This is a genomic window from Candidatus Marivariicella framensis, assembly GCF_982709265.1.
In genome coordinates this window covers 1-23,414 of the sequence record NZ_CEXPNT010000017.1, presented here as the reverse complement: position 1 = coordinate 23,414, position 23,414 = coordinate 1, and the positions used below count along the sequence as shown (strand labels likewise).

Sequence of the window (23,414 nt, the reverse complement as noted above, 5' to 3'; positions counted from 1 at the left end):
AATTTATTCTTGATGTAAAAATTTTTGTTTTGACAGAAGGTCTTTATCTGACTCAACTACATCTTTATCTGGAACACAACAATCAACAGGACAAACTGCAGCACATTGAGGCTCATCATGAAATCCTTTACATTCAGTGCATTTATCTGGCACTATATAATAAAATTCATCAGAGATTGGCTCTTGAACTATTTCAGAATTGGAAGCAGTTCCATTTGGCAAAACAAATGAGCCTTCTAAAGTAGTTCCGTCCTTATACCTCCATTCATCAGCCCCTTCATATATAGCAGTATTAGGACATTCAGGCTCACACGCCCCACAATTAATACAATCATCAGTAATAATAATTGCCATAGCAATTTTGTTTTTACATTTGCAAAAGTACATTCTATATCTCTATTCAACAAACTAATGGACTTAAGACAAAAAAAAATTCAATCTTTAATAAAGCTTGGTGATTGGCTAAAACATTTTAGCACAAATAAAACTACAATTAATCTCCAAAAAAAATTAAAAAATAATAACGGTTGGTTTACAAAATGGAACCTTGATACTGCTTCACTTTCATGGGGTAAATCGTTAAATTTTGAGGATATTATGTTGTGGCTAGAAAACCACTCCACAACTAAGCATCCTAAAAAGGTAGGTTTGATTTTGGCTGGAAACATACCTTTTGTAGGACTTCATGACATATTAAGCGTATGGTTTTCTGGACATATGGCTTTAGTCAAACTTTCCAGAAAAGACATGTTTTTATTACCTTTTGTTATTTGTTTTCTAGAAAAAGAGTGTCCTGAAACTAAAGGACAAATCATTTTTTCTGAAAAAAAATTTAAAGACTATGATGCTGTTATTGCAACGGGAAGTGACAATTCAGCTAGATATTTTGATTTTTATTTTAAAAAAACTCCTAATATAATTAGGAAAAATAGAAATGGAATTGCCGTTCTAGATGGAAACGAAACTAAAAGTCAAATTGAGTTATTAGGGTATGACATCTTAGCTCATTATGGTTTGGGATGTAGAAATGTTTCAAAATTATTTATTCCTAAAAACTATGATCTAGATATTGTATTTGGAGGCCTCTACAAGTATTCAAGTGTTATGGGGTCAGCTAAATACGCCAACAATTATGATTATAACAAAGCGGTGTTTTTAATGAGTGAATTTGATTTCAAGGATAATGGGTTTTTTATGTTAAAAAATGATTCAAGACTCAGTTCTCCACTAACAAGTGCGTTTTATTCAGAATATGATTCTATTGAAGCACTAAATGAAACTATCCGGGACCATATAGATGAAATTCAATGTGTAGTTTCAAATCAAATTATTAAAAAATCTATTTCATTTGGAGAAGCTCAAAACCCTAAAATATATGAATATGCAGACGGAATTAACACACTTGATTTTCTTGAAAAACTATAATTATTTGATTTACTAACAATTTCACAATAATTGTGTACAAAAAATAAAGATTTATCAGCAACATTAATCTTCTAATTTTTAATATTTGCATTTTAAATAATTAATGAAAAAACATAATTTCAGTGCCGGTCCTTCAATTCTTCCTCAAGAAGTAATAAATCAAGCATCAAAAGCTATCATAGAGTTAGATAAAATAGGACTTTCTCTCATTGAAATATCACACAGAAGCAAAGAATTCATTTCAATAATGGAGGAAGCTACTGAGCTCGTACTTAAAATTACTGGTTTAGAAAATAAAGGCTATAAAGCTATTTTTGTTCAGGGAGGCGCAAGTCTTCAGTTTCTTATGACAGCCTACAATTTGTTAGAAAAAAAAGCTGCCTACATAAATACTGGAACTTGGTCAGTAAAAGCAATCAAGGAGGCCAAAATATTAGGAGATGTTATTGAGGTTTCTTCTTCAAAAGACAAAAACTTTAATTATATTCCAAAAGACTATATTATCCCTAATGATGCTGACTATCTTCATATAACAACTAACAATACGATATTTGGAACCCAATACAAGTCTTTCCCAGATACACCTGTTTCATTAATTGCAGATATGAGTTCAGATATTTTTTCAAGAAAAATAGACTACTCAAATTTTGATTTATTTTATGCTGGAGCTCAGAAAAATATGGGTACTGCTGGAGTAACACTTGTTGTAATTAAAGAAAGTATTTTAAACAAAGTTACTAGAAACGTTCCTTCAATGTTAAATTACAAATCATACATAAATGCAGGAAGCATGTCAAACACTCCTCCTGTTTTTGCTGTCTATACAACATTATTAAACCTTAGGTGGATTGAATCTCAAGGAGGATTAGAAGAACTTGATAAAAGAAATAAAAACAAAGCAGAATTACTTTATGATGAAGTTGACAGAAATTCATGTTTTAGTGGTTTTGCCGCAAAAGAAGACAGAAGTTATATGAATGTAATATTCACACTGATAGATGATAACCTTTCAACCGACTTTAACAATGCTTGGGAAGACAATTACATAGTTGGATTAAAGGGTCACAGATCTGTAGGAGGATACAGAGCTTCAATATACAATGCACTTCCAATTGAAAGCATAAAATTATTAATTAAGTGCATGCAACAATTTGAAGAAAAATTTAAATAAAAAATATGAACATCCTTGCTAATGATGGAATTTCTGATACTGGAGTAAATGCATTGAAGAAGTTCGGTTTTAATATCTCAACTATCAATGTTGCTCAAGAACAACTTGTAGAACATATAAACCAAAATTCAATTGATGGACTTCTTGTTAGATCAGCCACAACGGTAAGAAAAGACTTGATAGATTCTTGTCCAAACTTAAAGTTAATTGGCCGTGGAGGAGTTGGAATGGATAATATTGATGTCGATTATGCTCGTAAAAAAAATATTCATGTAATTAACACTCCCGCTTCATCATCAGCATCAGTAGCTGAATTAGTTTTTGCTCATTTATACGGAGGGGTTCGTTTTTTATATGATTCTAACAGAAGTATGCCTCTAGAGGGTGAAACCAATTTTAAAGGTTTAAAAAAGAGTTATTCTAAAGGAATAGAACTGAGAGGAAAAACCCTTGGTATTGTTGGATTTGGTAGGATTGGTCAAGAAGTTGCGAAAATTGGATTAGGTGTTGGAATGAAAGTCATTGCTTGTGACAATCATCAAAAAGAGACAACAATTAATCTAAATTTTTATAACAACAAGTCTGTTTCATTTAAAATTAAAACAATTTCAAAGAATGAGGTTCTTAAGCATGCTGATTTCATAACACTTCATGTTCCAGCTCAAAAAGAATATGTTATTGATAAAAAAGAATTTGCTTTAATGAAAAATGGTTCTGTTTTAATTAATGCAGCTAGAGGTGGGATAATTAATGAAGTTGCTCTTGTTGCCGCCTTAGATTCAGGAAAACTTCTTTTTGCAGCTCTTGATACTTTTGAAAATGAACCTAAGCCTGAAATACAGTTATTAATGCATCCAAACATATCGTTAACTCCTCACATAGGTGCGGCAACAAACGAAGCCCAAGAAAGAATTGGTGAAGAACTAGCTTCTCAGATAAATAATCTACTCAATAAATAATTTTGTTTAAAACTTTAAAAAAAAAGTGGGGAATTAACTCCAACTTTCAACTTTTTATAATATTTGTAGTGTTTGGAATAACTGGATCTGCTAGTGTTCGTCTAGGAAAGCCTTTTTTAAGTATACTATCCATATCACCTGAACTGTTTTCAGATATTCCTTTAGGAAATATCTTATATATATTTTTAAGATTGATTATAATATTCCCGCTGTATCAGTTTTTACTAATATGTTTTGGAGCAATATTTTTTCAATTCAAATTTTTCTGGGAGTTTGAAAAAAAGATTTTAAGAAGGATGGGGATTAAGCTATAGTTTTATTTAATAACCCCACTATATTCCTTAATGAACTTATTAATTTTTGGAGATATTATAGCCTGACAATAAGGATGTTGTTTGTTCATATCAAAAAAACTTTGGTGCTCCTGCTCAGCATAATAGAAATCAGTTTTAGGTAGAACCTCAGTTACAATTCTGTTTTCAAAAACAAATTCATCTTCCATTTTTTTAATGACATCATAAACTATTTGTTTTTGTTTTTCAGTTTCATAAAAAATAGCAGAACGATACTGTGACCCTAAATCATTCCCTTGTCTATTTAAGGTAGTCGGATCATGAGTAGTGAAAAATATTAACGCCAGCGTCTCATAAGATACAATATTAGAATCAAAGACAAGTTCTACTCCTTCGGTATGGCCTGACAGTCCTGAACACACTTCTTTATAACTGGGGTTTTTAATACTACCTCCAATATATCCAGGTAAAACTTTCTCAACTCCATTAACTCTATTAAAAATTGCTTCTGTACACCAAAAACAACCTCCTGCAAAATATGCCTTAAAACTCATATTATTTAAATGTAAGTTCAAAATTAATTTATTTATATATATATATAAAAGGTTGCATCACTATTTTTTGAACAAAAAAGTATTAATTTTATTTAGAATATGATAAAGGCTAATTCAATTTATAAAACATTTAATGGGCTTGAGGTTTTAAAAGGTATTAATCTTCATATAAAAAAGGGTGAAATTGTCTCAATAACTGGTCCTTCTGGAGCTGGAAAAACCTCACTACTTGAAATCTTAGGCACTCTGTCTTTACCCGACTCTAATAACCAAACAAGATTAGAGATTTATGATAATAAAATAACTGAATTAAATAAAAATGAGTTAGCTAAATTCAGAAATGAAAACTTAGGTTTCGTATTTCAATTTCATGAACTTTTACCTGAGTTTAATGCTTTAGAAAATGTATGTTTACCTGCATGGATTGGAAAAAAAGATAATGATAAAACTATAAATCGTGCTAAAGATCTTTTAGATCAACTAGGACTAACAAATCGTTTATCCCATCACCCATCATCTCTCTCAGGAGGTGAGCAACAAAGAGTTGCGGTAGCTCGAGCACTAATCAATAATCCTAAAATTATTTTTGCTGATGAGCCTAGTGGAAATTTAGATTCAGAAAACGCAAATGAATTACACGAGCTTTTCTTTAAAATAAGAGATGTTATGGATTGTACATTTGTCATAGTCACTCATAATGAAGTTTTAGCAAATAAATCTGATAGAAAAATACTCATTAAGGATGGTGTGATTTTCAATGACTAAAAAAGAAATCTACTCATTCCTTGTTGAAAAAGCTGACTTTTATGAAAATCCTGCTTTTATTGAATCTGATCCTATTCAAATTCCACATGAATTTACAAAACATGAAGATATTGAAATTTCAGGGTTTCTCTCATCTACAATAGCTTGGGGCAATCGAAAAGCTATAATAAATAGTTCAAAAAAAATAATTCAATTATTAGAACACTCTCCTTTAGATTTTATATTAAATCATACAAACAATGATTTAATACATTTTCAAAAATTTGTACACAGAACTTTTAACGGAAATGATTTGATTTACTTTATTTTAAAATTAAAAGAGATCTATACTGAGAAAAAAACATTAGAAAATTACATTTACTTACCAAATACATCCGTTTCAGAAATGCAAAGTGGCTTTCATTCAAATTTTTTTAGATCACCACATAAAAAAAGAATAGAAAAACATATTGCAAATCCAATAAAAGGATCAGCCGCTAAAAGAATAAACATGTTCTTTAGGTGGATGGTAAGGTCAAATATAAATGGAGTAGATTTTGGTATTTGGAAAAAAATCAAAAGCTCTGACCTATCCTGCCCCTTAGATGTCCATTCTGGTAATGTAGCAAGAAGACTGGGATTATTAAATAGAAAGCAAAATGATGCTAAGGCAGTTGTGGAACTAGACAGCGTTTTAAAAAAAATAATGCCCAATGACCCTGTTAAATTAGACTTTGCTCTTTTCGGCTTGGGAGTTCATGAAAATTTTAAATAAATATATATACTTCGATCAATCACTAATCTGTCACACTTTTTCACTATTTTTGCTTAGCTATATAAATCAAGCTTTTTCATTGCATATGAAAATTTTGCTTAAAAATGCAACTATAATTGACCGCAGTAATCCACTGCACTGTCAATCAGTTTCTCTTCTTATTGAGGACGGCGTTATCAAAGAAATAGAAAAAAACATCAACACTAAGGTTGATATTACAATAAAAGAAAAAAATTTACATATTTCAAGAGGTTGGTGGGACCCCTCAGTTTCATTTGGAGAGCCAGGATATGAAGAGCGTGAAACTTTAAATAATGGCTTAACTACCGCTGCTAAATCTGGCTTTACCTCAATAGGGCTGAATCCTGATGTACATCCTGTATCTGATAATCATGGAGCAATAAGCTACCTTATTAATAAAAGCAGAGGATATTCTACTAATATTCACCCTATAGGGTGTCTAACTCAATCTGCAGAAGGAAAACAAATGGCTTCTCTTTATGACATGAAAGAAGCTGGTGCAATTACATTTGGAGATTATAAGAGTCCAATTGAAAATTCTAATTTACTTAAGACTGCATTAGAATATTCACAAAGCTTTAATGGCATTATAAGCTCATATCCATTAGATGAGAAAATTTCTTTAGGGGGAATGATGAATGAGGGAGCTACCAGTAATGAACTCGGGCTTAAAGGTTATGGTTCGTATGCCGAGAGTAGTAGGGTTTTTAGAGATATTAAAATTTTAGAACACACAGGAGGCAAACTACACTTTTCATTTATAAGCTCTAAAGACTCTGTTAATTTAATTGAAGATGCAAAAAAAAGAGGACTCAAAGTAACTTGTTCTACTTCGCTGCCCCATTTATTATTTACCGACAGTTCTTTGAAAGACTTTGATTCTCAATTTAAATTTTTTCCGCCTCTTAGAACAGATGAAGATCGATCAGCTCTAAGAGAAGGCTTGCTGTCTGGAACTATTGATTGTGTAACTGCAATGCATGAGCCAAAAAATATTGAAATAAAAAATTTAGATTTTTGTTCTGCTGCAGACGGAAGCATTGGTCTTGAATCTTTTTTCCCACTATTAAACACTATTTTTCCAATAGAAAAAACTATACAATTTCTTACCAGAGGCAAGCCTATATTTGGTATAAATGATCTCGAAATTGAGGTAGGGAGCCATGCCAATATAACAATGTTTGATCCTGATATTAAAAATATTTTTACTGAAAAGAACATTTTGTCTACTTCTAAGAATTGCTCGTATATAAATCAAGAAACAAAAGGAGAGGTAATAGGATGTTTAAATAATGGTGTTTTATCTCTAAGAAAAAATTAACATGGATAAACCACTTCTCCCTCTTGATTATAAAATAAAATTATCAAACACTACAAAAGAAAAGAAACCATGTATTGTATTGCTTCATGGATATGGAAGTAATGAAGAAGACTTATTTAGTTTTGTGCCTTATTTACCTTCTGAATATACTATTATATCATTCAGAGCTCCAATTTCATTAGAAATGGGAGGATACGCATGGAGTAATATACATTATGATGATTTAGGAGGAAAAAATACAGTTTTTCTTGAAGCCAAAGAATCACTCAGATTAATAAAGGAGTCAATAGACTTGTCAATTGTACATTTTAATATAGATAATAGTGATATTAGTTTAATTGGTTTTAGCCAAGGATGCATGTTAAGTTGGGCTATGACTATTAACCACCCTGATTTGATTAGAAGAGCAGTTACATTAAGTGGTTATATTATTCCCGAATTAATCAACGTCTCTTTAGAAAATGTTTCTAAACTACTGATATTTAATTCTCATGGTATTCTAGATCAAATGATACCTGTTGAAAAAGCTAGAAAAAGTATTGATTTAATTAAAAAAAATAATTCTAAAATTATTTACAAAGAATACAATGAAGGTCATGGAATTAGTCAAGAAAATTTTTCAGATTTCTTAAATTGGATAAAGACTACCGCTCTTTAGGATAAATAAGGTGTTCTATCGTTTTAAAAATTATTCCTTTTTCATCTATTATATATTCTATTAGTAATTCGCCCCAAAGGCTTCCATCCGAAAAGTTTGCAATAATCCATTTATGATTTAAAACTTTCACTTGGTTAATTAGGAAAACCCCTCCCAAGTTTTGGTAAGGTATTATTAATTTTTTTTTATCAGAAATATTTATTTCATATAATGCATTTTTTATTATTGAAACTATACTGTCATTATATTTCTCTCCTAATGCATTGAGAGACTTTTTATTGCCAAATAAAGAAAAATAACTTTCTTCATCAAGACGGTTTTTTAGTAAAGTTTTTTGTGCCTCTAGAATCATAATAGAATTTACTTTTTGATCTAACAACTCCTCTTCTCGCTCTAGAATTCTTCCAGAATTAACTATTTGAAACAATAAAATTATTGAGACAAAAATCAAAAGATAAATTAGAATTTTATTTTTCATAAAAAATTAATAATTAACATTTAATACATAAATTATCATACGCAAGAGATATGTTTTTTGGTAATTTCTTATTTACTTCATCATGAAATCCCAATGAATTACTAATATGAATCAATAAAGTTTTTTTTGGTTTTAATTCATTGACAAGCTCAATAGCTTCTTCAAGATTTAAATGGGACTGATGAGGTTTAATCCTTAAGCAACTCAAAATTAAAACATCAAGATTTTTAAGTTTTAATTTTGAGTTCAAATCTATAGTTTTAACATCAGTCATATAAGCTATATTGTTTATTCTATATCCAGTTACTGGTATATCATTATGCATAGCTTTTATAGGCATAACCCACTTACCTCCTAGTTTAAATTTCTCATTTTCTTTGATAATATTTGTATTAACCGATGGGGCTCCAGGGTACTTATCTTTATCATTAATTATATAATCAAAACGTTTTTTTAAATTTTTAAATACTTCAGATGTTGAATAAATGTCAATTAAACCTTGCCGAAAACAAAAGGGCCTTATATCATCAAATCCTGATGTATGATCAGCATGGGAATGGGTAAAAAGAACTCCATCTAATGAACTAATTGGATTATTAAGTATTTGTTGACGAAAATCAGGACCACAATCAATTACGTAATTTTTGCTATTCCAGCTTAATAAAACTGAACACCTCAATCTTTTATCCTTAGGATTGGTACTTAAGCATACTGGATCATCACTTCCAATTACAGGTATACCTTGAGAAGTTCCAGTTCCTAAAAAAATTAATTGAATCATTTGAAATCAAAGGTAAATATTTGCATTAAAATAAAACAATCTTTGTAATTTTATGACAAATTATAACACTTATGTCAATTGAATTAAGTGGCGATCGCCCTTTTGAAAATAGACCTTCAATGGAAGCAAAAGTATTAAGAATTAATCTTAATGAACATATTTACGGGACTTTTGCGGAAATTGGTGCTGGTCAAGAAGTTGCAAGACATTTTTTTAGAGTTGGAGGTGCTTCGGGTACCATTGCAAAAACAATTAGTGCCTATGATAAGAGTTTCAGTGATAATATTTATGGAGAAGAAAGTGATGGAAGGTATGTAACTGAGACTAGACTAAAAAAAATGCTAGATCGTGAAATGAATCTTTTAGAGGATCGGATTTCTAGAAAAGAACACCCTAATAAATTATTTTTTACTCTTGCAAATACTGTAGCTACTATTGATTACGCTAAAAAATTTAAGGGACATGGATGGATGGGGATTAGATTTCAAACTGCAGTTGATCAAGAGTATAGTGAAATAAGTTTGCATTTTAGATTTCATCACCAAGAAGCAAGACTTCAACAAGAAGTTCTTGGTTTAATGGGAGTAAATCTTGTCTATGGAGCATTTTACAAGAATGATGATCCAAAAAAACTTTTAAAGTATCTGTATGATCATATTGATAATGATGGGATTAATGCGGGGTTTCTCCCTGTTGAAATTGATACAATTAATTTTTCTGGACCAGTCTTTGAAAATGTAGATAATCGTTTAATTAGTTTAGAATTAGTGAAATTAGGAATGACTGATGCTGTGATGTTTAATCCCGAGGGAAATAATATTTTACCGGCAAGAGTTTTATACAAAAAAAATATTCTAGCATTAAGAGGTAGTTTTAGACCTGTTACTAATGTTAATATAGATATGTTTAATAAGTCTTATGAAGTTTTTCTTAAGGAGCCTAATGTTGATGAAGAAAAAACAGAAGTGATTTTTGAAATTACTCTTTCAAACTTAATGTCTGAAGGGGAAATTGATGAAAAAGACTTTATGGATCGCGCTATGCTTCTTTGCTCTTTAGGACATACAGTTATGATTTCAAACTTCAAAGAATATTACAAATTAGTAGATTATTTCTCTAACTACACAACAAGTCAATTAGCTTTATCTATGGGAGTTAATAGTTTTGTGGAAATTTTTAACGAAGAATATTATACGGACTTGAGTGGAGGAATACTAGAAGCTTTTGGCAAGCTATTTTACAATAATTTAAAAGTTTATTTGTACCCTAACAGAAATGAGAAGGGTGAAATTATAAATAGTAATAACTTGAAGCTACACCCAAGAATGAAAGAATTTTACAAATTTTTCAAATACAACGGTAAAATTGTAGACATATTTGACTTTGAAGAAAAAAATTTATCAATATTCTCAAGAGAAATATTAAAAAATATAAAAAATCATGAATCTGGTTGGGAAGAAAAGTTGCCGGAGGGAATCGCTGATATGATTCTTAAAAATAAAATGTTTGGATATCTTCCAGAGTCCGATAGATAAACACTATAATATCTGTGAAGCGTGATCTTTAGTAATAACTTTATCTATAACACGATCAATAATTCCTTTTTCATTTATAATAAAAGTAACTCTATTAATTCCTTCATATTCTTTACCTCTAAATTTTTTTGGTCCCCAGACTCCAAATTTATTTATGATTGAATGATCTTCATCCGCTAATAATGAAAATGGGAAATCGAATTTATTTGAAAAGCTTAATTGATGCTTAACGCTATCCGCACTTACACCTAATAGAAAATAGCCTGCCTTACTTAATATTCCATAATGATCTCTTAAATCACATGCTTGAGCTGTGCATCCTGGTGTATTTGCCCTTGGATAAAAAAAGATGATTATTTTTTTACCTGTGAAGTCTGAAAAATTAATTTTATTACTATGTTGATCCGCTGCTGAAAAATCTGGAACTTTGTCACCAACTTTTAATATATTCATATTTAATATTATTAATCTAAATAACGAAAAATCAAATGAATAAAAAAGAAAAAATTTTCTTCGTTATAAACAAACTTGAAGAACTTTATCCTAAAGTTCCAATTCCACTTGATCATTCAGACCCTTACACGCTTTTAATAGCTGTTTTACTTTCAGCACAAAGTACTGATAAAGGTGTTAACAAAGTGACGCCTATTCTTTTTCAAAAGGCTAGAACCCCAAATGAAATGATATTATTAACTGTTGAAGAAATTAGATCAATAATTAAACCTGTAGGTTTATCACCTATGAAATCGAAGGGAATTCATAAATTATCAGAAATTCTTATTAATGATTATAAAGGAAGGGTGCCTGCAGATATAATTGCTCTTGAGAGTTTACCATCAGTTGGTCATAAAACTGCAAGTGTGGTGATGGCTCAAGCTTTTGGCATTCCTTCTTTTCCAGTTGACACTCACATACATCGACTTATGTATAGATGGGGTTTTTCAAATGGTAAAAATGTTACTCAAACTGAAAAAGATGCTAGAAGGCTATTTCCAATAGAAAAATGGAACAAACTCCATTTACAAATTATTTGGTACGGTAGACAGTATTCGCCTGCAAGAGGTTGGAAAATCAATGATGATGAAATCATGTTGAAAATTGGAAGAAAGACTATTTTAAGTAAACTTAGTTTTTAGAAAACTTTTTATCTAAATTATAAGAAAGTGAAAAAGCCATAATACGCTTTATAACACCATGACTAGGCTCTAATGTAAGTATTGTTTTTTTTGATGAATTAAACTTAATCATAATACAATATTGGTATATGACTAAAACGTATAATTATTTAATTTAGTATCTACCTACTAAGAGAAATCTTATGACTATCAATTAGCTTTCTTAAATTAATAATAGCATACCTCATTCTACCTAGCGCAGTATTAATACTAACTCCTGTTAAATTTGAAATTTCTTTAAAACTCATATCTCTATAAAACCTCATAAGAAGAACTTTTTTTTGATCCTCAGGTAGCTCTAAAATTATTTTTTGTAAATCAGCCACTATTTGATCATTAATTATAGCATTTTCTGCATTAAGAGATCCATCTGAAATCAATTGAAAAATATCAAAATTATCATTGCTTTCGAATAATGGTATTCTATTTTGTTTCCTAAAATGATCAATAACCAAATTATGAGCAATTCTCATCATCCAAGGTAAAAACTTACCCTCTTCATTATAAACTCCCCTTTTTAGTGTCTTAATTACTTTGATGAAAGTGTCTTGAAAAATGTCATCAGCTATATCTCTATTTAAAACCTTTGAGTAAATAAAATTAAATAGGCGATGTTGATGTTTTTTTATTAGAAATTCTAATGCACTTTCAGAACCTTCGATATAGTTAACGATGAATTTTGCGTCTTCTTTAGCTGAATTTATATGTACCATAAACATTACTTTTAATGCAAGCTGCAATTAATTATAAAAATATTTTTAAGTAATGTTATACAATAGGCAATGTATTTAGTTATGTAAATCTACAAAAATTATTTTTGTAATAAAAAACTGAAACAACCTAGCTACTTATTAAGCTATAAAAATTGTACTTTTGTAGCCTTTAATTTTTTAATGAGAAAAGTCCTAGATCTAGATCCAAAATCATTTATAATTATCAAAGGAGCTCAGCTGCATAATCTTAAAAACATAGATGTCGCAATTCCTCGAAATAAAATGACAGTTATAACTGGTCTATCTGGATCAGGGAAATCATCTTTAGCTTTTGACACTTTATACGCAGAAGGGCAAAGAAGATATGTAGAGAGTTTATCATCCTATGCCAGACAATTTATGGGAAGGTTAAATAAACCTAAAGTTGATAAAATCATTGGAATATCTCCAGCTATTGCAGTAGAGCAAAAAGTAAACATTTCTAACCCTAGATCAACTGTTGGAACAAAAACTGAAATTTATGAATATTTAAAGCTTTTATATTCAAGGATTGGTGTGACTTATTCACCAATATCAGGTAGAGTTGTGAAAAAAGACATAGTAAGTGATTTAATTGACTTCATAAAAAAACTAAATAATGGGAAAAAGTTATTATTACTAGCGCCAATTAAAAAAACTGAGTCTCGAACTATTAAACAAAGGATAGATTTTTTAAATCAACAAGGTTTTGCTAGAATACTTGTTGATAATAAAATAGAAAGAATTGAGCCAAACAAGTTGCCGAAAGCTCAATTTGAACTAGTAGTTGACAGAGTTGTGATAAATGACAGTGAAGAGTTTTATCAACGTTTTGCTGATGCGGTTCAAATCGCATTTTATGAAGGAAATGGAAAGTGTTCTTTGAAAGATTTAGATTTAGATAAAACAGTTACGTTTTCAAATAATTTTGAACTTGATGGTATTGATTTTTTAAATCCAAATATTCATTTGTTTAGCTTTAATAATCCATATGGAGCATGTGAAAAATGTGAAGGCTATGGAGATCTTGTAGGGATTAATCCAGAGTTAGTTATACCTGATACATCCCGATCGATATATGAAGAAGCTATTTCACCATGGAGAAGCACAGGCTATAGAAAGTTTTATTCAAAGCTCATAGAATCAGCTATAAACTTTGATTTCCCTATTCACAAACCATATTTTGAATTAACAAAAGCAGAAAAAGATATTTTATGGAATGGTAATAAGTTTTTTACTGGAATAATGAGCTTTTTTAAAAAAATTGAAAAAAAGAATTATAAAATTCAAAATAGAGTTCTTTTATCTCGGTTTAGAGGAAAAACTATATGTAGTGACTGTAAAGGAAGTAGATTAAGAAACGAAACAAACTATGTTAAAGTTGGAGGGAAAAGTCTTCCTGAACTAATTGATCTACCTATAAAAGAATTAAGTATTTTTTTTCAAAAACTAAATATAAGCAAAACAGAGGAAAAAATATCATCAAGGATTTTAATTGAGATTAATAGTAGAGTCAGTGTTTTAAATGATTTAGGTCTAGATTATTTAACTCTAAATAGAAAATCAAATTCTCTATCTGGGGGAGAATCTCAAAGAATTAATATTGCTGTTTCATTAGGAAGTAGCCTTGTAGGCTCTATGTATATTCTTGACGAACCTTCTATAGGACTTCATTCAAGAGATAATGAGCGTTTAATTAAAATTTTAAAACGTTTAAGAGATATTGGAAATACTGTTATTATTATAGAACATGACGAAGAGATAATGACTGCTGCAGATGAAATTATTGATATGGGACCTGAAGCAGGTTCTTTTGGTGGAGAGATTGTAGCTACTGGTTCATTTAAGGAGATATTAAAATCAAACACTCTTACAAGTAAATATTTAAGTGGTGAAATGAAAATAGAAGTTCCAAAAAAAAGAAGAAAATCAAATAATTGGATTTCTGTATGTGGAGCTAGAGAAAATAATCTTAAAAACATAACTGCTAAGTTTCAAATAGGTGGACTAACAGTCGTCTCTGGTGTTTCTGGAAGTGGAAAATCTACCCTTGTAAAAGATATTTTATATCCCGCGTTGCTTAGAAATTTTGATATTTACACCTTGAAACCAGGTCAATTTTCTTCTTTAGATGGAGATTTAAATATGATCAAAAGTGTTGAATTCATTAATCAAAATCCGATAGGAAGATCTTCAAGATCAAACCCTGTTACCTATATTAAAGCATACGATGAAATAAGAGCTCTTTTTGCAAATCAAAATCTATCAAAAAACAGAAATTATAAGCCCAAACATTTTTCATTCAATGTTGATGGTGGGCGTTGTGACACATGTAAAGGTGAAGGTGTAGTTTCAATTGAAATGCAATTCATGGCTGATGTGATTCTGGAATGTGACACTTGTAAGGGGAAAAGATTTAAATCTGAAGTAAGAGAAATTAAATACAATAATTATTCTATTGATCAAGTTTTAGATTTAACAATTGATGAGGCCCTAAATCTTTTTGAATTTAATGGAGAGAAAAAACTAGTTAGAAAATTAAAACCTCTAAATGATGTTGGGTTAGGCTATGTCACTCTTGGTCAATCTTCAACTACATTATCTGGTGGTGAAGCACAGAGAATAAAACTAGCTTCTTTTATAGCTAAAGGAGCAACTAAGGACAAAGTCTTATTTATATTTGATGAGCCGACAACAGGCCTTCATTTTCATGACATTACAAAACTTTTAAAATCATTTGACGCCCTCCTAGATAACGGGCATTCTCTAGTTGTAGTTGAACATAATTTAGAACTAATTAAATGTGCTGATCACATGATTGAGCTTGGGCCAATGGCTGGAAAAGAAGGAGGCCAAATTGTAGCTCAAGGAACTCCTGAAGATGTCGCAGATGTGAAGAATGCTCCAAGCTCCAAATATCTTAAAAAAAAATTATCTGTTTAAATATTTATTTATTTGACTGTTTATGTCATTTAACAAACCAAATATTTGACTTAAAGCATAATACGATAAAATTATTATAGTTGATCTAATTAACAAATTTATAAAAGAAGAGTATTCTAAGTTTATTTCTTTAATAGTAAAGTAAACAAAAGTAATTACTAACAATATCTTTAAAGAATCTTTAGAATAAGGATGAATCTTAAGACCATAAGCAACAAGAATTAATTTCAAAGTATTCATTAAAACTATTACAAATAAAGTAGCATAAGCAGCTCCTAAAATCCCATATTCAGGAATTAAAATAAGATTTAAGATAACTGCTATTGTGGCAGATAAAATAGAAAACCAAAAAATATAGGGGTAGAATTTTGAGTTAGAAATTATATTATTTAGACATCCTATAGACATAGAGTAAAGTTTACCTATTGAAACTACACTAACAACTCCTATAGCAACTGCATACATTGGTTGGTTTACAAAAACATAAAAATCAGTCAGGTTTAGATTAATCAGGAGGAATAATACACCAGAAGCTAAAAAAAGATTGTTACTGCTCTTTTTAAGAAGCCTTGTTAAGTATATTTTATCATCAGAATTAATAGCTTTTGAAACAAGAGGGCTAACTATTTGAAACATTGCTCTTCCAGGAGCTTCAATAACAGCAGCTATAAATAAAGCAACACTATAAAAAGCAACATCATCAGATGTTATTAAAGATGCTATCATTGATTTATCAATGTCTAGTATAATACTTGAAGCTGCTCCAGATAAAAAGATTAAAAAACTATAAAAAAGTATTTTTAAATAAAATGGAGGAAGAGTAAGCGTAAACTTGGGTGTGTAAATCTTGAGACTATATAAAATTACAAGAAACAGTCTAATGTAGTAACCTATTATTAAACAATAAATGAAAGTTTCAAACTCAATAATATTTGAAGCATAGCATACTAACAAAACGAAATTTAAAAATCTAGGATAAAACTCTTTTAAAAAATTGCCAAATACAGAAGCTAAATGGACTCTAAGCCAACTAAAAAAGATTTCAAAGTAGGAAGTTGATATTGCAATTAAAATTATAACAAAAGCATAAGTACTAATTAAAGGTTCTTTTGAAGATATATCTGTAATTATTGATGATGAAAACATCCATAAATAAATAGATATTAAAATAATTATTATTAATGGAGACCATATCGTAAATACTAAAAGACTATCTCTTTCTTGTTTAGTTTTAAATGAACTATAATATTTTATAATTGCATGTTGAAGACCAAAAGATATAAATGGCTGGACTAAGTTAGAATATGCTAGAAGAGCAATTACAACCCCCTGAAGCCTACTACCCATAAAATTCGGGTACATGTAAAGTGTGTTTAAGGCTCCCAATATAAAAGCTAAGCCAATACTAAGTAGATTATAAAATGTTTGTTTTGCAACTAATCCCATTATTTATAATTTCTATAAAATTTAGTTTTGTAAAGTATTAAAAGTAAGATTAAAGTGAAAAATGAAATACTCGCATACCTTATTTTTGTTCCTGTATTTACAACTTTTGGGTTAAACTCAAAAGTAATAATATGTTCTCCACTTTCAATGGCTAGTGCCCTTAGAATATAATTAACTCTGTAATGAGGAACTATATTACCATCTATTTTTGCTTCCCAACCATCAGGATAATACATTTCAGAAAAAACAACCACCTGTTTAGATTTACTTACAAAACTATACCTTAATAAATTAACAGAGTCTTCAATTAATTTAATAGAAGATTCATCATGATCCCTATTTTCATTTAGAGTTAGTGCTTTAGCAGTTAACTCGTCCTCTACTACTGCTTGATTTTTCAAATCTATAGTCTTAAATGATTCGAGAACCTCATCTGCAGATTTAACTCTAATAATTGAGTCTACAAACCAAGCATTACCTTGAGCTTCTTCATTTATTAAAGTTGAAAGCTCCTCTTTAGATTGATACAAAACATATTTAACATTTAACATATTAAGTATTTCAGGAATTTGATTAAAATTGAAAAATTGAAAAAGTTCTTGAAACCTTCTTGGTTTTGCTCCATGATATCCACCTAAGGAATTATGAAAATAGGCTGTTCTAGCCCCAGTTAAATTCAATTCAGGTTCATACACGCGATATCTAGACTTGTCATTTAATATAATTTCATCAGCATTTGTAATTCTAAATGGTGTTTCTATTTGTGATGGATCCACAAAACGACTCCAATCTAGATATCGAACTGCAACTCCACCTAGATCGTAAATTAATAGTCCAAAAAGTAAAACAATAGCAATATTCTTTTTAATTTTTTGACTTTTATAAAGCATGAAAACTAAAAAAGTTATTATTACTAAAAAAACTCCTCTTAATATATCATCATTAAAAACTTCTCTCCTAGCAAAAATTATTTGTTCGAGAATTTCTTCACCATAAGCTTCTCGCAACCTTATATCTATAGCGCTTTTAAATGAAAACAATCCTATGATTTTTAATAGGATTAAAGAGATTAGGAAACCCAAAACACCTATTGTAGTTTTTAAAAAAGGTTTAAAATATTTTTGTGGATTACTTAAAAGTTTTTGTAAACCAAGAGCTGCTAAAACAGGAACACATAATTCTAAAATAACCTGAGCAGATGACACAGATCTAAATTTATTGTAAAAGGGAACGTTATAAATGAAAAAATCAGTCACAATTGGGAAGTTTTTTCCCCAAGACAAAATCAAAGATAATATTGAGGCTATCATCAAAGCATTTCTTATAGGTCCTTTTAAAATAATCATAGCAAACACTGCAAAGAAAAACACAACAATTCCTATATATGCTGGAGCCTCAAGAATAGGTTGAGAACCCCAGTAAGTCGGAACAGAGCTTACAAAATTCTTAGCTTGTTTAATTGAAACACCTTTCTTCACAAGAAACTCATACAACTCAGATTCAGTCCCCAAATTCTCTCTTGATCCTCCGCCTTGAACTCGTGGAATAATTAAGCTTAATGATTCAAATATTCCATAACTATACTCTGTTATATAATTATAGTCTAAACCATCAGAAGTGCTTTTTTGACTGGTACCCAGGTTAAGCTTTAATTCCGAACCACTTCGGGTACTAAATTTAGAATATTCTGAAGTTGAAAGAAGGGGTGTAGCATTTAACCCTATAGCTAAAATCCCGCTTAAAGAAAACAAACCAAGACTTTTTGAGATGGTTTTTAAATTTTTATTTTGATAAGCTTGATGTAAATAAACCAGACCCAGTATTACTAAAATAAATAACAAATAATAGGACATCTGGTAATGATTAGCTCTAATATTTAATCCAAGACCTAAAACGCTTAAAATAAATCCATACAGCCACCTTTTATCAATTAATAAAAAAAACCCAGCTAAGGCAAGTGGCATATAGGATAAAGCCATAGCTTTTGTATTGTGTCCTACTTGAATAATAATTAAAAGATAGGTTGATAAACCAAAAGCAAAAGATCCAAAAACAGCTACTCTCCAATCAACCTTTAAAACTAAAAAAAGAATATAACTAGAAAAAAGATAAAGGAATAATAAATATGCCGGACGAGGAATTAACTTAAACAAATCATGTATTAAGCCTAAAAAATCTGCTGGATATTTTGCCCCTAATTGATAAGTAGGCATACCTCCAAAAGCATTATCTATCCAATAAGTTTCTTTACCGTCATTTTGAGATCTATATTCTTTAATTTGACGAGACATCCCAGAATATTGAACTATATCAGATTGTAATAATTTCATTCCCGTTAAGGATGGATAATAAAAAAGTTGTGCGAAAATGATAAAACAAACTAATACAAGTCCATGTTTACTTAGACTATTATTCAATATCTTCATATTCTATATATTCCCCTAAGTTATCAGACTTTTTAGTTTTATTTTGAGTTTCTTTTTTATTATGACCATTGTTATATTTAGAAGAAGTCTTTTTTGAAATATCACGAATTAACCAACCAAGCAGTAATGGACTTAAACGCCTAATTACATATGAAATAATAAAAATAAAAAATAGAATTTTCAGCAAAGAACTCAAAGTATAATAGTTAATGTCATAACAAATTTAGAAAAAATTATATATAAGATTGTTAATTAAGCCAATCCATAATTATTTATTTTATTAAAAAATCGAATTATATTGCATATTATGTTTGAGATTAAAAATCCTCTATTATTATTATTATGTATTTCAAATATCGGAGTTTGTCAATATACTGAGCAAATTAATTCAAACCGACCAGGATACTCTATAGGGGCGTATTCAGTTGGAAAAGGCGTGGTTCAGATTGAAACAGGTTTTGAGTCTAGAAATTATAAACATAATGGTTATAATCAAAGTACAATTAAAGGGACAGTAGGTTTTTTATCTCTTCGGTGGGGGTTTTTATTTGAAAGGCTAGAATTAACTTATGATGCATCATATATGTTTGATAAATTCACAAATAAGATACCAAACAACCCAATAGAAGTAAAAAGAAGTGGATTTCTTCAAAATTTTTTAGGTGTCAAGTACTTGATTTATGATCCATTCAAGAAGGAAAAAGAGATAAATGTTTACAGCTGGAAAGCAAATAATGGGTTTAAATTAAAAGACTTAATACCTGCTGTTTCTTTAACTGTGGGTGCTAATTTTGATCCATTTAGTGAAGAAACCCCATATCCACATGGTGATTTATTTGGCACTTTGTATAGACCCGTATTTTACCAAACGCTATACTATGTTGCTCCTAGTCCTACCCCACTTACTATGATGGGAACTATTGCAACACAATCTCATTTTTTAGGAACATGGGTTTTTGTAACAAATTTTTCTTTAAAAAGATACCTGTCAAAGTTTATTGAAAAAACATACATAATTACTTTAACTCATGCTTTTAATCCACTCTGGTCTGTTTATGTTGAAAATCAAGGGGTTTTTTCTGAAAGGCACTCTGATAACATCATCAGGGCTGGAGCAGCATATTTAGTCGGAAGAAATCTACAGGTAGAGGGTACAATTGGCACCAACACAAGAACTGATCCTAGTTTTTTCTCAATAAATGCAGGAGCTTCCTATAGGCTTGATTTTCATAAAGATTATAAAGACCCAAAGAAAATAGAAAGAAAAAAGTTAAAAAAAGAGGAAAGAGCTTTAAAAAAGAGTAGAAGGAAATTTGATAAGCAAGAAAACAAGAGAAATAAAAATGCTAGAAAAAAACCTAAACAATAAGTTTATATATGGATTCATCTATTTCAATTAAAGAAGTTATTTCTGAAGAAGGGTTGAGAGATTTTGTTCATTTTCCTTTCGAATTATATAAAAATCATCCCTACTGGGTTGGACCCATTATTAAGGAAGAACTTGAAACTTTAAACAGAAAAAAAAATCCTGTTTTTCAAAATGCAATCTCACATTATTTTTTAGCATATAAAAATGAAAAAATTGTTGGTAGAATTGCAGCAATTATAAACTGGATTGAAATTAAAGAGATCAAAAAATCTAAAGTTCGTTTTGGCTGGTTTGATGTTATAGATGATTATAATGTAACTGAAAAACTTCTTGAAAAAGTTATTTTAGTTGGTAAAAAACATAAACTTGATCAAATTGAAGGACCTGTTGGTTTCTCAAACATGGATAAAGCAGGAGTCTTGGTTAAAGGATTTGAAGAACTTAATACGATGATCACTTTATATAATTATCCATATTATTCAGAACACTTAAAAAAACTTGGTTACCAAAAATTAGCACAATGGGTAGAATATGAAATAAAAATTTCTTCTTTTGAAGAGTCTCCTGAAAAAGTAAGAAGGTTTTCTAAATTAATTTTAGATAGATATTCACTAAAACTCCTTGAGTTTAAATCTAATAATGACATTTTACCTTATGTTGATCAAATGTTTGATTTATTAGGAAAAACATATGACAAACTTCAGACTTTTGTTCCAATTCAGCCCTATCAAATCAAATATTATAAGGAAAGATACTTTAGATATATACATCCAGACTTCATAAAGTGTGTTGTAGATAAAGAAAATAATCTTATTGCCTTTGTAATAACAATGCCCTCATTTTCAAAAGCACTAAAAAAAATAAATGGAAAACTATTCCCTTTTGGATTTCTTATAATTTTATGGGCTCAAAAATTTGTGAAAAAAGTTTCATTATATCTAATTGGGGTAAGACCAGACTATCAGAATAAAGCGGTAACGGCTATTTTAATGAATGAAATTCAAAAGACTTTTAATAAATATAATGTTAAAGTGGTTGAAACTAACCCTGAATTAGAGGAGAATACCCAAATTCAAACTTTATGGAAAAATTACGAGCATCGTCTTCATAAAAAACGAGCAACCTTTACTAAAGCTATAGAATAATTAAATAGCTGTATTAAATCTTTTACTTTTGCATTATGTTATCTGAAAATACAATTGTCGCTTTAGCTTCACCTTCGGGAACAGGTGCTATTGGAGTTATACGAATTTCAGGTACTGAATCTATTTCAATTGCTTCAAAATGTTTTGAATCGCATAGGGGTATAAACTTAATTGATCAATCCTCTCACAAAACCTTTTTAGGGTGGGTAAAAGATGGTGATCGAATTATTGATAAAGTGTTACTTACAATCTTTAAAGGTCCAAACTCCTATACTGGAGAAAATATTATTGAAATTTCTTGTCATGGCTCTACTTATATACTCCAAGAAATTCTTCATTTAATTGTTAAAAAAGGGGCAGTTCCTGCTAAAGCAGGGGAATTTACCTTAAGAGCTTTTTTAAATCGTAAAATGGATTTAACTCAAGCTGAAGCTGTTGCTGACCTTATATCGTCAGAGTCTAAAGCAGCGCATGAATTGGCTGTTAATCAAATGCGTGGTGGTTATTCAAAAAACATTAGTGGTTTAAGAAATCAGTTGATACATTTTGCTTCAATGATTGCTCTTGAACTAGATTTTTCAGAAGAAGATGTAGAGTTTGCAGATAGAGGAGAGTTTTTAAAACTTTTAGATATTATTGAACAACAATTAAAAGATTTATCTGAGTCCTTTGCGTATGGAAGTGTTATAAAAAATGGTGTTCCAGTAGCAATACTAGGAAAACCAAATTCTGGAAAATCTTCACTATTAAATGCCCTGCTTAATGAAGAGAGAGCAATAGTATCAGACATAGAAGGTACTACTCGTGATAGTATTGAAGATACATTAATAATTGATGGAATACAGTTTAGATTTATTGATACTGCAGGTTTAAGAGAGACTAAAGATAAGGTTGAATCTATTGGAGTTAAACGTGCTATAGAAAATGCAAAAAAAGCAAAGATTTTATTGTTTTTATATGATGTTACAGATGCAGACCATGAAGGTATTTCAAATCAACTTAAATCAATATTGTCATTTAAAAAGAAAACTATCCTAATTCAAAACAAAATGGATATTTTTTCAGATGATAAAAAAATAAAAACTTTAATCAAGGATAAATTTCCCCAGCTAGCTCCTCCTCTATTAGTAATAACTCACAAAAAGGAATCAATAGATAAATTAAAGCATGAATTAATTGAAACTGTAAATAAAATGGGTAATGATAGTCAAACAATTGTAACTAATGTTCGTCATCATTCATCACTCCAAAGCGCTCTTAAAGATATAATTCTAGTGAAAAAAGGAATGAAGAATAATATTTCTGGGGACCTGCTATCTGTAGATCTAAATTCAGCAATTCAATCACTTGGAGAAATAACAGGTGAGATAAATACCGATGATATTTTAGGAAATGTCTTTCAAAATTTTTGTATCGGTAAATAAATTACAATTTCTTTTACTGTATTTAACCTTCTATACCCCT

General features: G+C 29.7%; 23 protein-coding genes. 14 read left to right on the top strand and 9 right to left on the bottom strand.

Annotated features, from left to right (window positions below; genetic code table 11):
• Positions 1-3 precede the first annotated feature (3 nt).
• Positions 4-354 (bottom strand): 4Fe-4S dicluster domain-containing protein, encoded by a 351-nt coding sequence (locus AC34EU_RS06790; RefSeq protein ID WP_487534306.1) that lies wholly within the window; start codon positions 352-354, stop codon positions 4-6.
• 57 nt (positions 355-411) lie between these two features.
• Between AC34EU_RS06790 and AC34EU_RS06785 the strand changes: the two genes are divergently transcribed.
• The 4 genes from AC34EU_RS06785 (at position 412) to AC34EU_RS06770 (ending at position 3,869) form a co-directional block, all read left to right on the top strand.
• Positions 412-1,425: an acyl-CoA reductase gene (locus AC34EU_RS06785; protein ID WP_487534305.1), complete on the top strand. Its 1,014-nt coding sequence runs from the start codon at positions 412-414 to the stop codon at positions 1,423-1,425.
• A 103-nt stretch (positions 1,426-1,528) separates the two neighbouring features.
• Positions 1,529-2,596: a 3-phosphoserine/phosphohydroxythreonine transaminase gene (gene serC / locus AC34EU_RS06780; RefSeq protein WP_487534304.1), complete on the top strand. Its 1,068-nt coding sequence runs from the start codon at positions 1,529-1,531 to the stop codon at positions 2,594-2,596.
• 5 nt (positions 2,597-2,601) lie between these two features.
• Entirely contained in the window at positions 2,602-3,555 is a 954-nt protein-coding gene (locus tag AC34EU_RS06775) for a D-2-hydroxyacid dehydrogenase (RefSeq protein ID WP_487534303.1), read from the top strand.
• 2 nt (positions 3,556-3,557) lie between these two features.
• Positions 3,558-3,869 carry a DUF6787 family protein gene (locus AC34EU_RS06770; protein ID WP_487534302.1) on the top strand — a complete coding sequence of 104 codons (312 nt, stop codon included), beginning with the start codon at positions 3,558-3,560 and terminating at the stop codon, positions 3,867-3,869.
• A 2-nt stretch (positions 3,870-3,871) separates the two neighbouring features.
• On the opposite strand, the gene msrA is transcribed toward AC34EU_RS06770, so the two are convergent.
• The gene (gene msrA / locus AC34EU_RS06765; RefSeq protein WP_487534301.1) at positions 3,872-4,402 is read right to left on the bottom strand and encodes a peptide-methionine (S)-S-oxide reductase MsrA; all 531 of its coding nucleotides are present in this window, start codon (positions 4,400-4,402) and stop codon (positions 3,872-3,874) included.
• Positions 4,403-4,501: 99 nt separating this feature from the next.
• On the opposite strand from msrA, the gene AC34EU_RS06760 reads away from it, so the two are divergent.
• From AC34EU_RS06760 to AC34EU_RS06745, 4 genes are all read left to right on the top strand, one after another.
• Complete coding sequence (locus tag AC34EU_RS06760; RefSeq protein ID WP_487534300.1) at positions 4,502-5,167, top strand: ABC transporter ATP-binding protein; 666 nt, start codon at positions 4,502-4,504, stop codon at positions 5,165-5,167.
• On the top strand, positions 5,160-5,921 hold the full coding sequence (locus AC34EU_RS06755) for a TIGR02757 family protein (RefSeq protein ID WP_487534299.1): 762 nt from the start codon (positions 5,160-5,162) through the stop codon (positions 5,919-5,921). The genes AC34EU_RS06760 and AC34EU_RS06755 overlap by 8 nt, the downstream gene beginning before the upstream one ends.
• A gap of 85 nt (positions 5,922-6,006) precedes the next feature.
• Positions 6,007-7,263 (top strand): dihydroorotase, encoded by a 1,257-nt coding sequence (locus AC34EU_RS06750; RefSeq protein ID WP_487534298.1) that lies wholly within the window; start codon positions 6,007-6,009, stop codon positions 7,261-7,263.
• 1 nt (position 7,264) lies between these two features.
• Positions 7,265-7,921: an alpha/beta hydrolase gene (locus AC34EU_RS06745; RefSeq protein ID WP_487534297.1), complete on the top strand. Its 657-nt coding sequence runs from the start codon at positions 7,265-7,267 to the stop codon at positions 7,919-7,921.
• Here the strand turns inward: AC34EU_RS06745 and AC34EU_RS06740 are convergent.
• Both AC34EU_RS06740 and AC34EU_RS06735 read right to left on the bottom strand, forming a co-directional pair.
• Positions 7,908-8,399 carry a hypothetical protein gene (locus tag AC34EU_RS06740; protein WP_489696121.1) on the bottom strand — a complete coding sequence of 164 codons (492 nt, stop codon included), beginning with the start codon at positions 8,397-8,399 and terminating at the stop codon, positions 7,908-7,910. The genes AC34EU_RS06745 and AC34EU_RS06740 overlap by 14 nt on opposite strands.
• Positions 8,400-8,412: 13 nt before the next feature.
• A complete protein-coding gene (locus AC34EU_RS06735) occupies positions 8,413-9,180 on the bottom strand; it encodes an MBL fold metallo-hydrolase (protein ID WP_487534295.1) in 768 nt (255 codons plus the stop codon).
• A 71-nt stretch (positions 9,181-9,251) separates the two neighbouring features.
• Here AC34EU_RS06735 and AC34EU_RS06730 point away from each other — a divergent pair, with 71 nt between their 5' ends.
• Positions 9,252-10,715 carry a TonB-dependent receptor gene (locus AC34EU_RS06730; protein WP_487534294.1) on the top strand — a complete coding sequence of 488 codons (1,464 nt, stop codon included), beginning with the start codon at positions 9,252-9,254 and terminating at the stop codon, positions 10,713-10,715.
• Positions 10,716-10,718: 3 nt separating this feature from the next.
• Here the strand turns inward: AC34EU_RS06730 and bcp are convergent, their stop codons facing one another.
• Positions 10,719-11,168 (bottom strand): thioredoxin-dependent thiol peroxidase, encoded by a 450-nt coding sequence (gene bcp / locus AC34EU_RS06725; protein WP_487534293.1) that lies wholly within the window; start codon positions 11,166-11,168, stop codon positions 10,719-10,721.
• 35 nt (positions 11,169-11,203) lie between these two features.
• On the opposite strand from bcp, the gene AC34EU_RS06720 reads away from it, so the two are divergent.
• Positions 11,204-11,851: an endonuclease III domain-containing protein gene (locus AC34EU_RS06720; protein WP_489696120.1), complete on the top strand. Its 648-nt coding sequence runs from the start codon at positions 11,204-11,206 to the stop codon at positions 11,849-11,851.
• A gap of 161 nt (positions 11,852-12,012) precedes the next feature.
• On the opposite strand, the gene AC34EU_RS06715 is transcribed toward AC34EU_RS06720, so the two are convergent.
• On the bottom strand, positions 12,013-12,603 hold the full coding sequence (locus tag AC34EU_RS06715; protein ID WP_487534291.1) for an RNA polymerase sigma factor: 591 nt from the start codon (positions 12,601-12,603) through the stop codon (positions 12,013-12,015).
• Between the two features lie 180 nt (positions 12,604-12,783).
• Between AC34EU_RS06715 and uvrA the strand changes: the two genes are divergently transcribed.
• Positions 12,784-15,564: an excinuclease ABC subunit UvrA gene (uvrA, locus tag AC34EU_RS06710; RefSeq protein ID WP_487534290.1), complete on the top strand. Its 2,781-nt coding sequence runs from the start codon at positions 12,784-12,786 to the stop codon at positions 15,562-15,564.
• Here uvrA and AC34EU_RS06705 read toward each other — a convergent pair.
• From AC34EU_RS06705 to AC34EU_RS06695, 3 genes are all read right to left on the bottom strand, one after another.
• Positions 15,553-17,010, bottom strand: coding sequence for an oligosaccharide flippase family protein (locus AC34EU_RS06705; protein ID WP_487534289.1), 1,458 nt, complete (start codon positions 17,008-17,010; stop codon positions 15,553-15,555). The genes uvrA and AC34EU_RS06705 overlap by 12 nt on opposite strands.
• A complete protein-coding gene (locus tag AC34EU_RS06700; protein ID WP_487534288.1) occupies positions 17,010-19,340 on the bottom strand; it encodes a YfhO family protein in 2,331 nt (776 codons plus the stop codon). Before AC34EU_RS06700 ends, AC34EU_RS06705 begins: the two co-directional genes overlap by 1 nt.
• 79 nt (positions 19,341-19,419) lie before the next feature.
• Positions 19,420-19,632, bottom strand: a complete 213-nt coding sequence (locus AC34EU_RS06695) for a hypothetical protein (protein WP_487534287.1) — start codon at positions 19,630-19,632, stop codon at positions 19,420-19,422.
• Between the two features lie 111 nt (positions 19,633-19,743).
• On the opposite strand from AC34EU_RS06695, the gene AC34EU_RS06690 reads away from it, so the two are divergent.
• Genes AC34EU_RS06690 through mnmE form a run of 3 tightly spaced genes read left to right on the top strand, consistent with a single transcriptional unit; the run spans position 19,744 to position 23,374 of the window.
• On the top strand, positions 19,744-20,805 hold the full coding sequence (locus AC34EU_RS06690) for a transporter (protein WP_487534286.1): 1,062 nt from the start codon (positions 19,744-19,746) through the stop codon (positions 20,803-20,805).
• 8 nt (positions 20,806-20,813) lie between these two features.
• Complete coding sequence (locus tag AC34EU_RS06685; protein WP_489696119.1) at positions 20,814-21,950, top strand: GTP cyclohydrolase; 1,137 nt, start codon at positions 20,814-20,816, stop codon at positions 21,948-21,950.
• 35 nt (positions 21,951-21,985) lie between these two features.
• Entirely contained in the window at positions 21,986-23,374 is a 1,389-nt protein-coding gene (mnmE, locus tag AC34EU_RS06680) for a tRNA uridine-5-carboxymethylaminomethyl(34) synthesis GTPase MnmE (RefSeq protein WP_489696118.1), read from the top strand.
• Positions 23,375-23,414 lie beyond the last annotated feature (40 nt).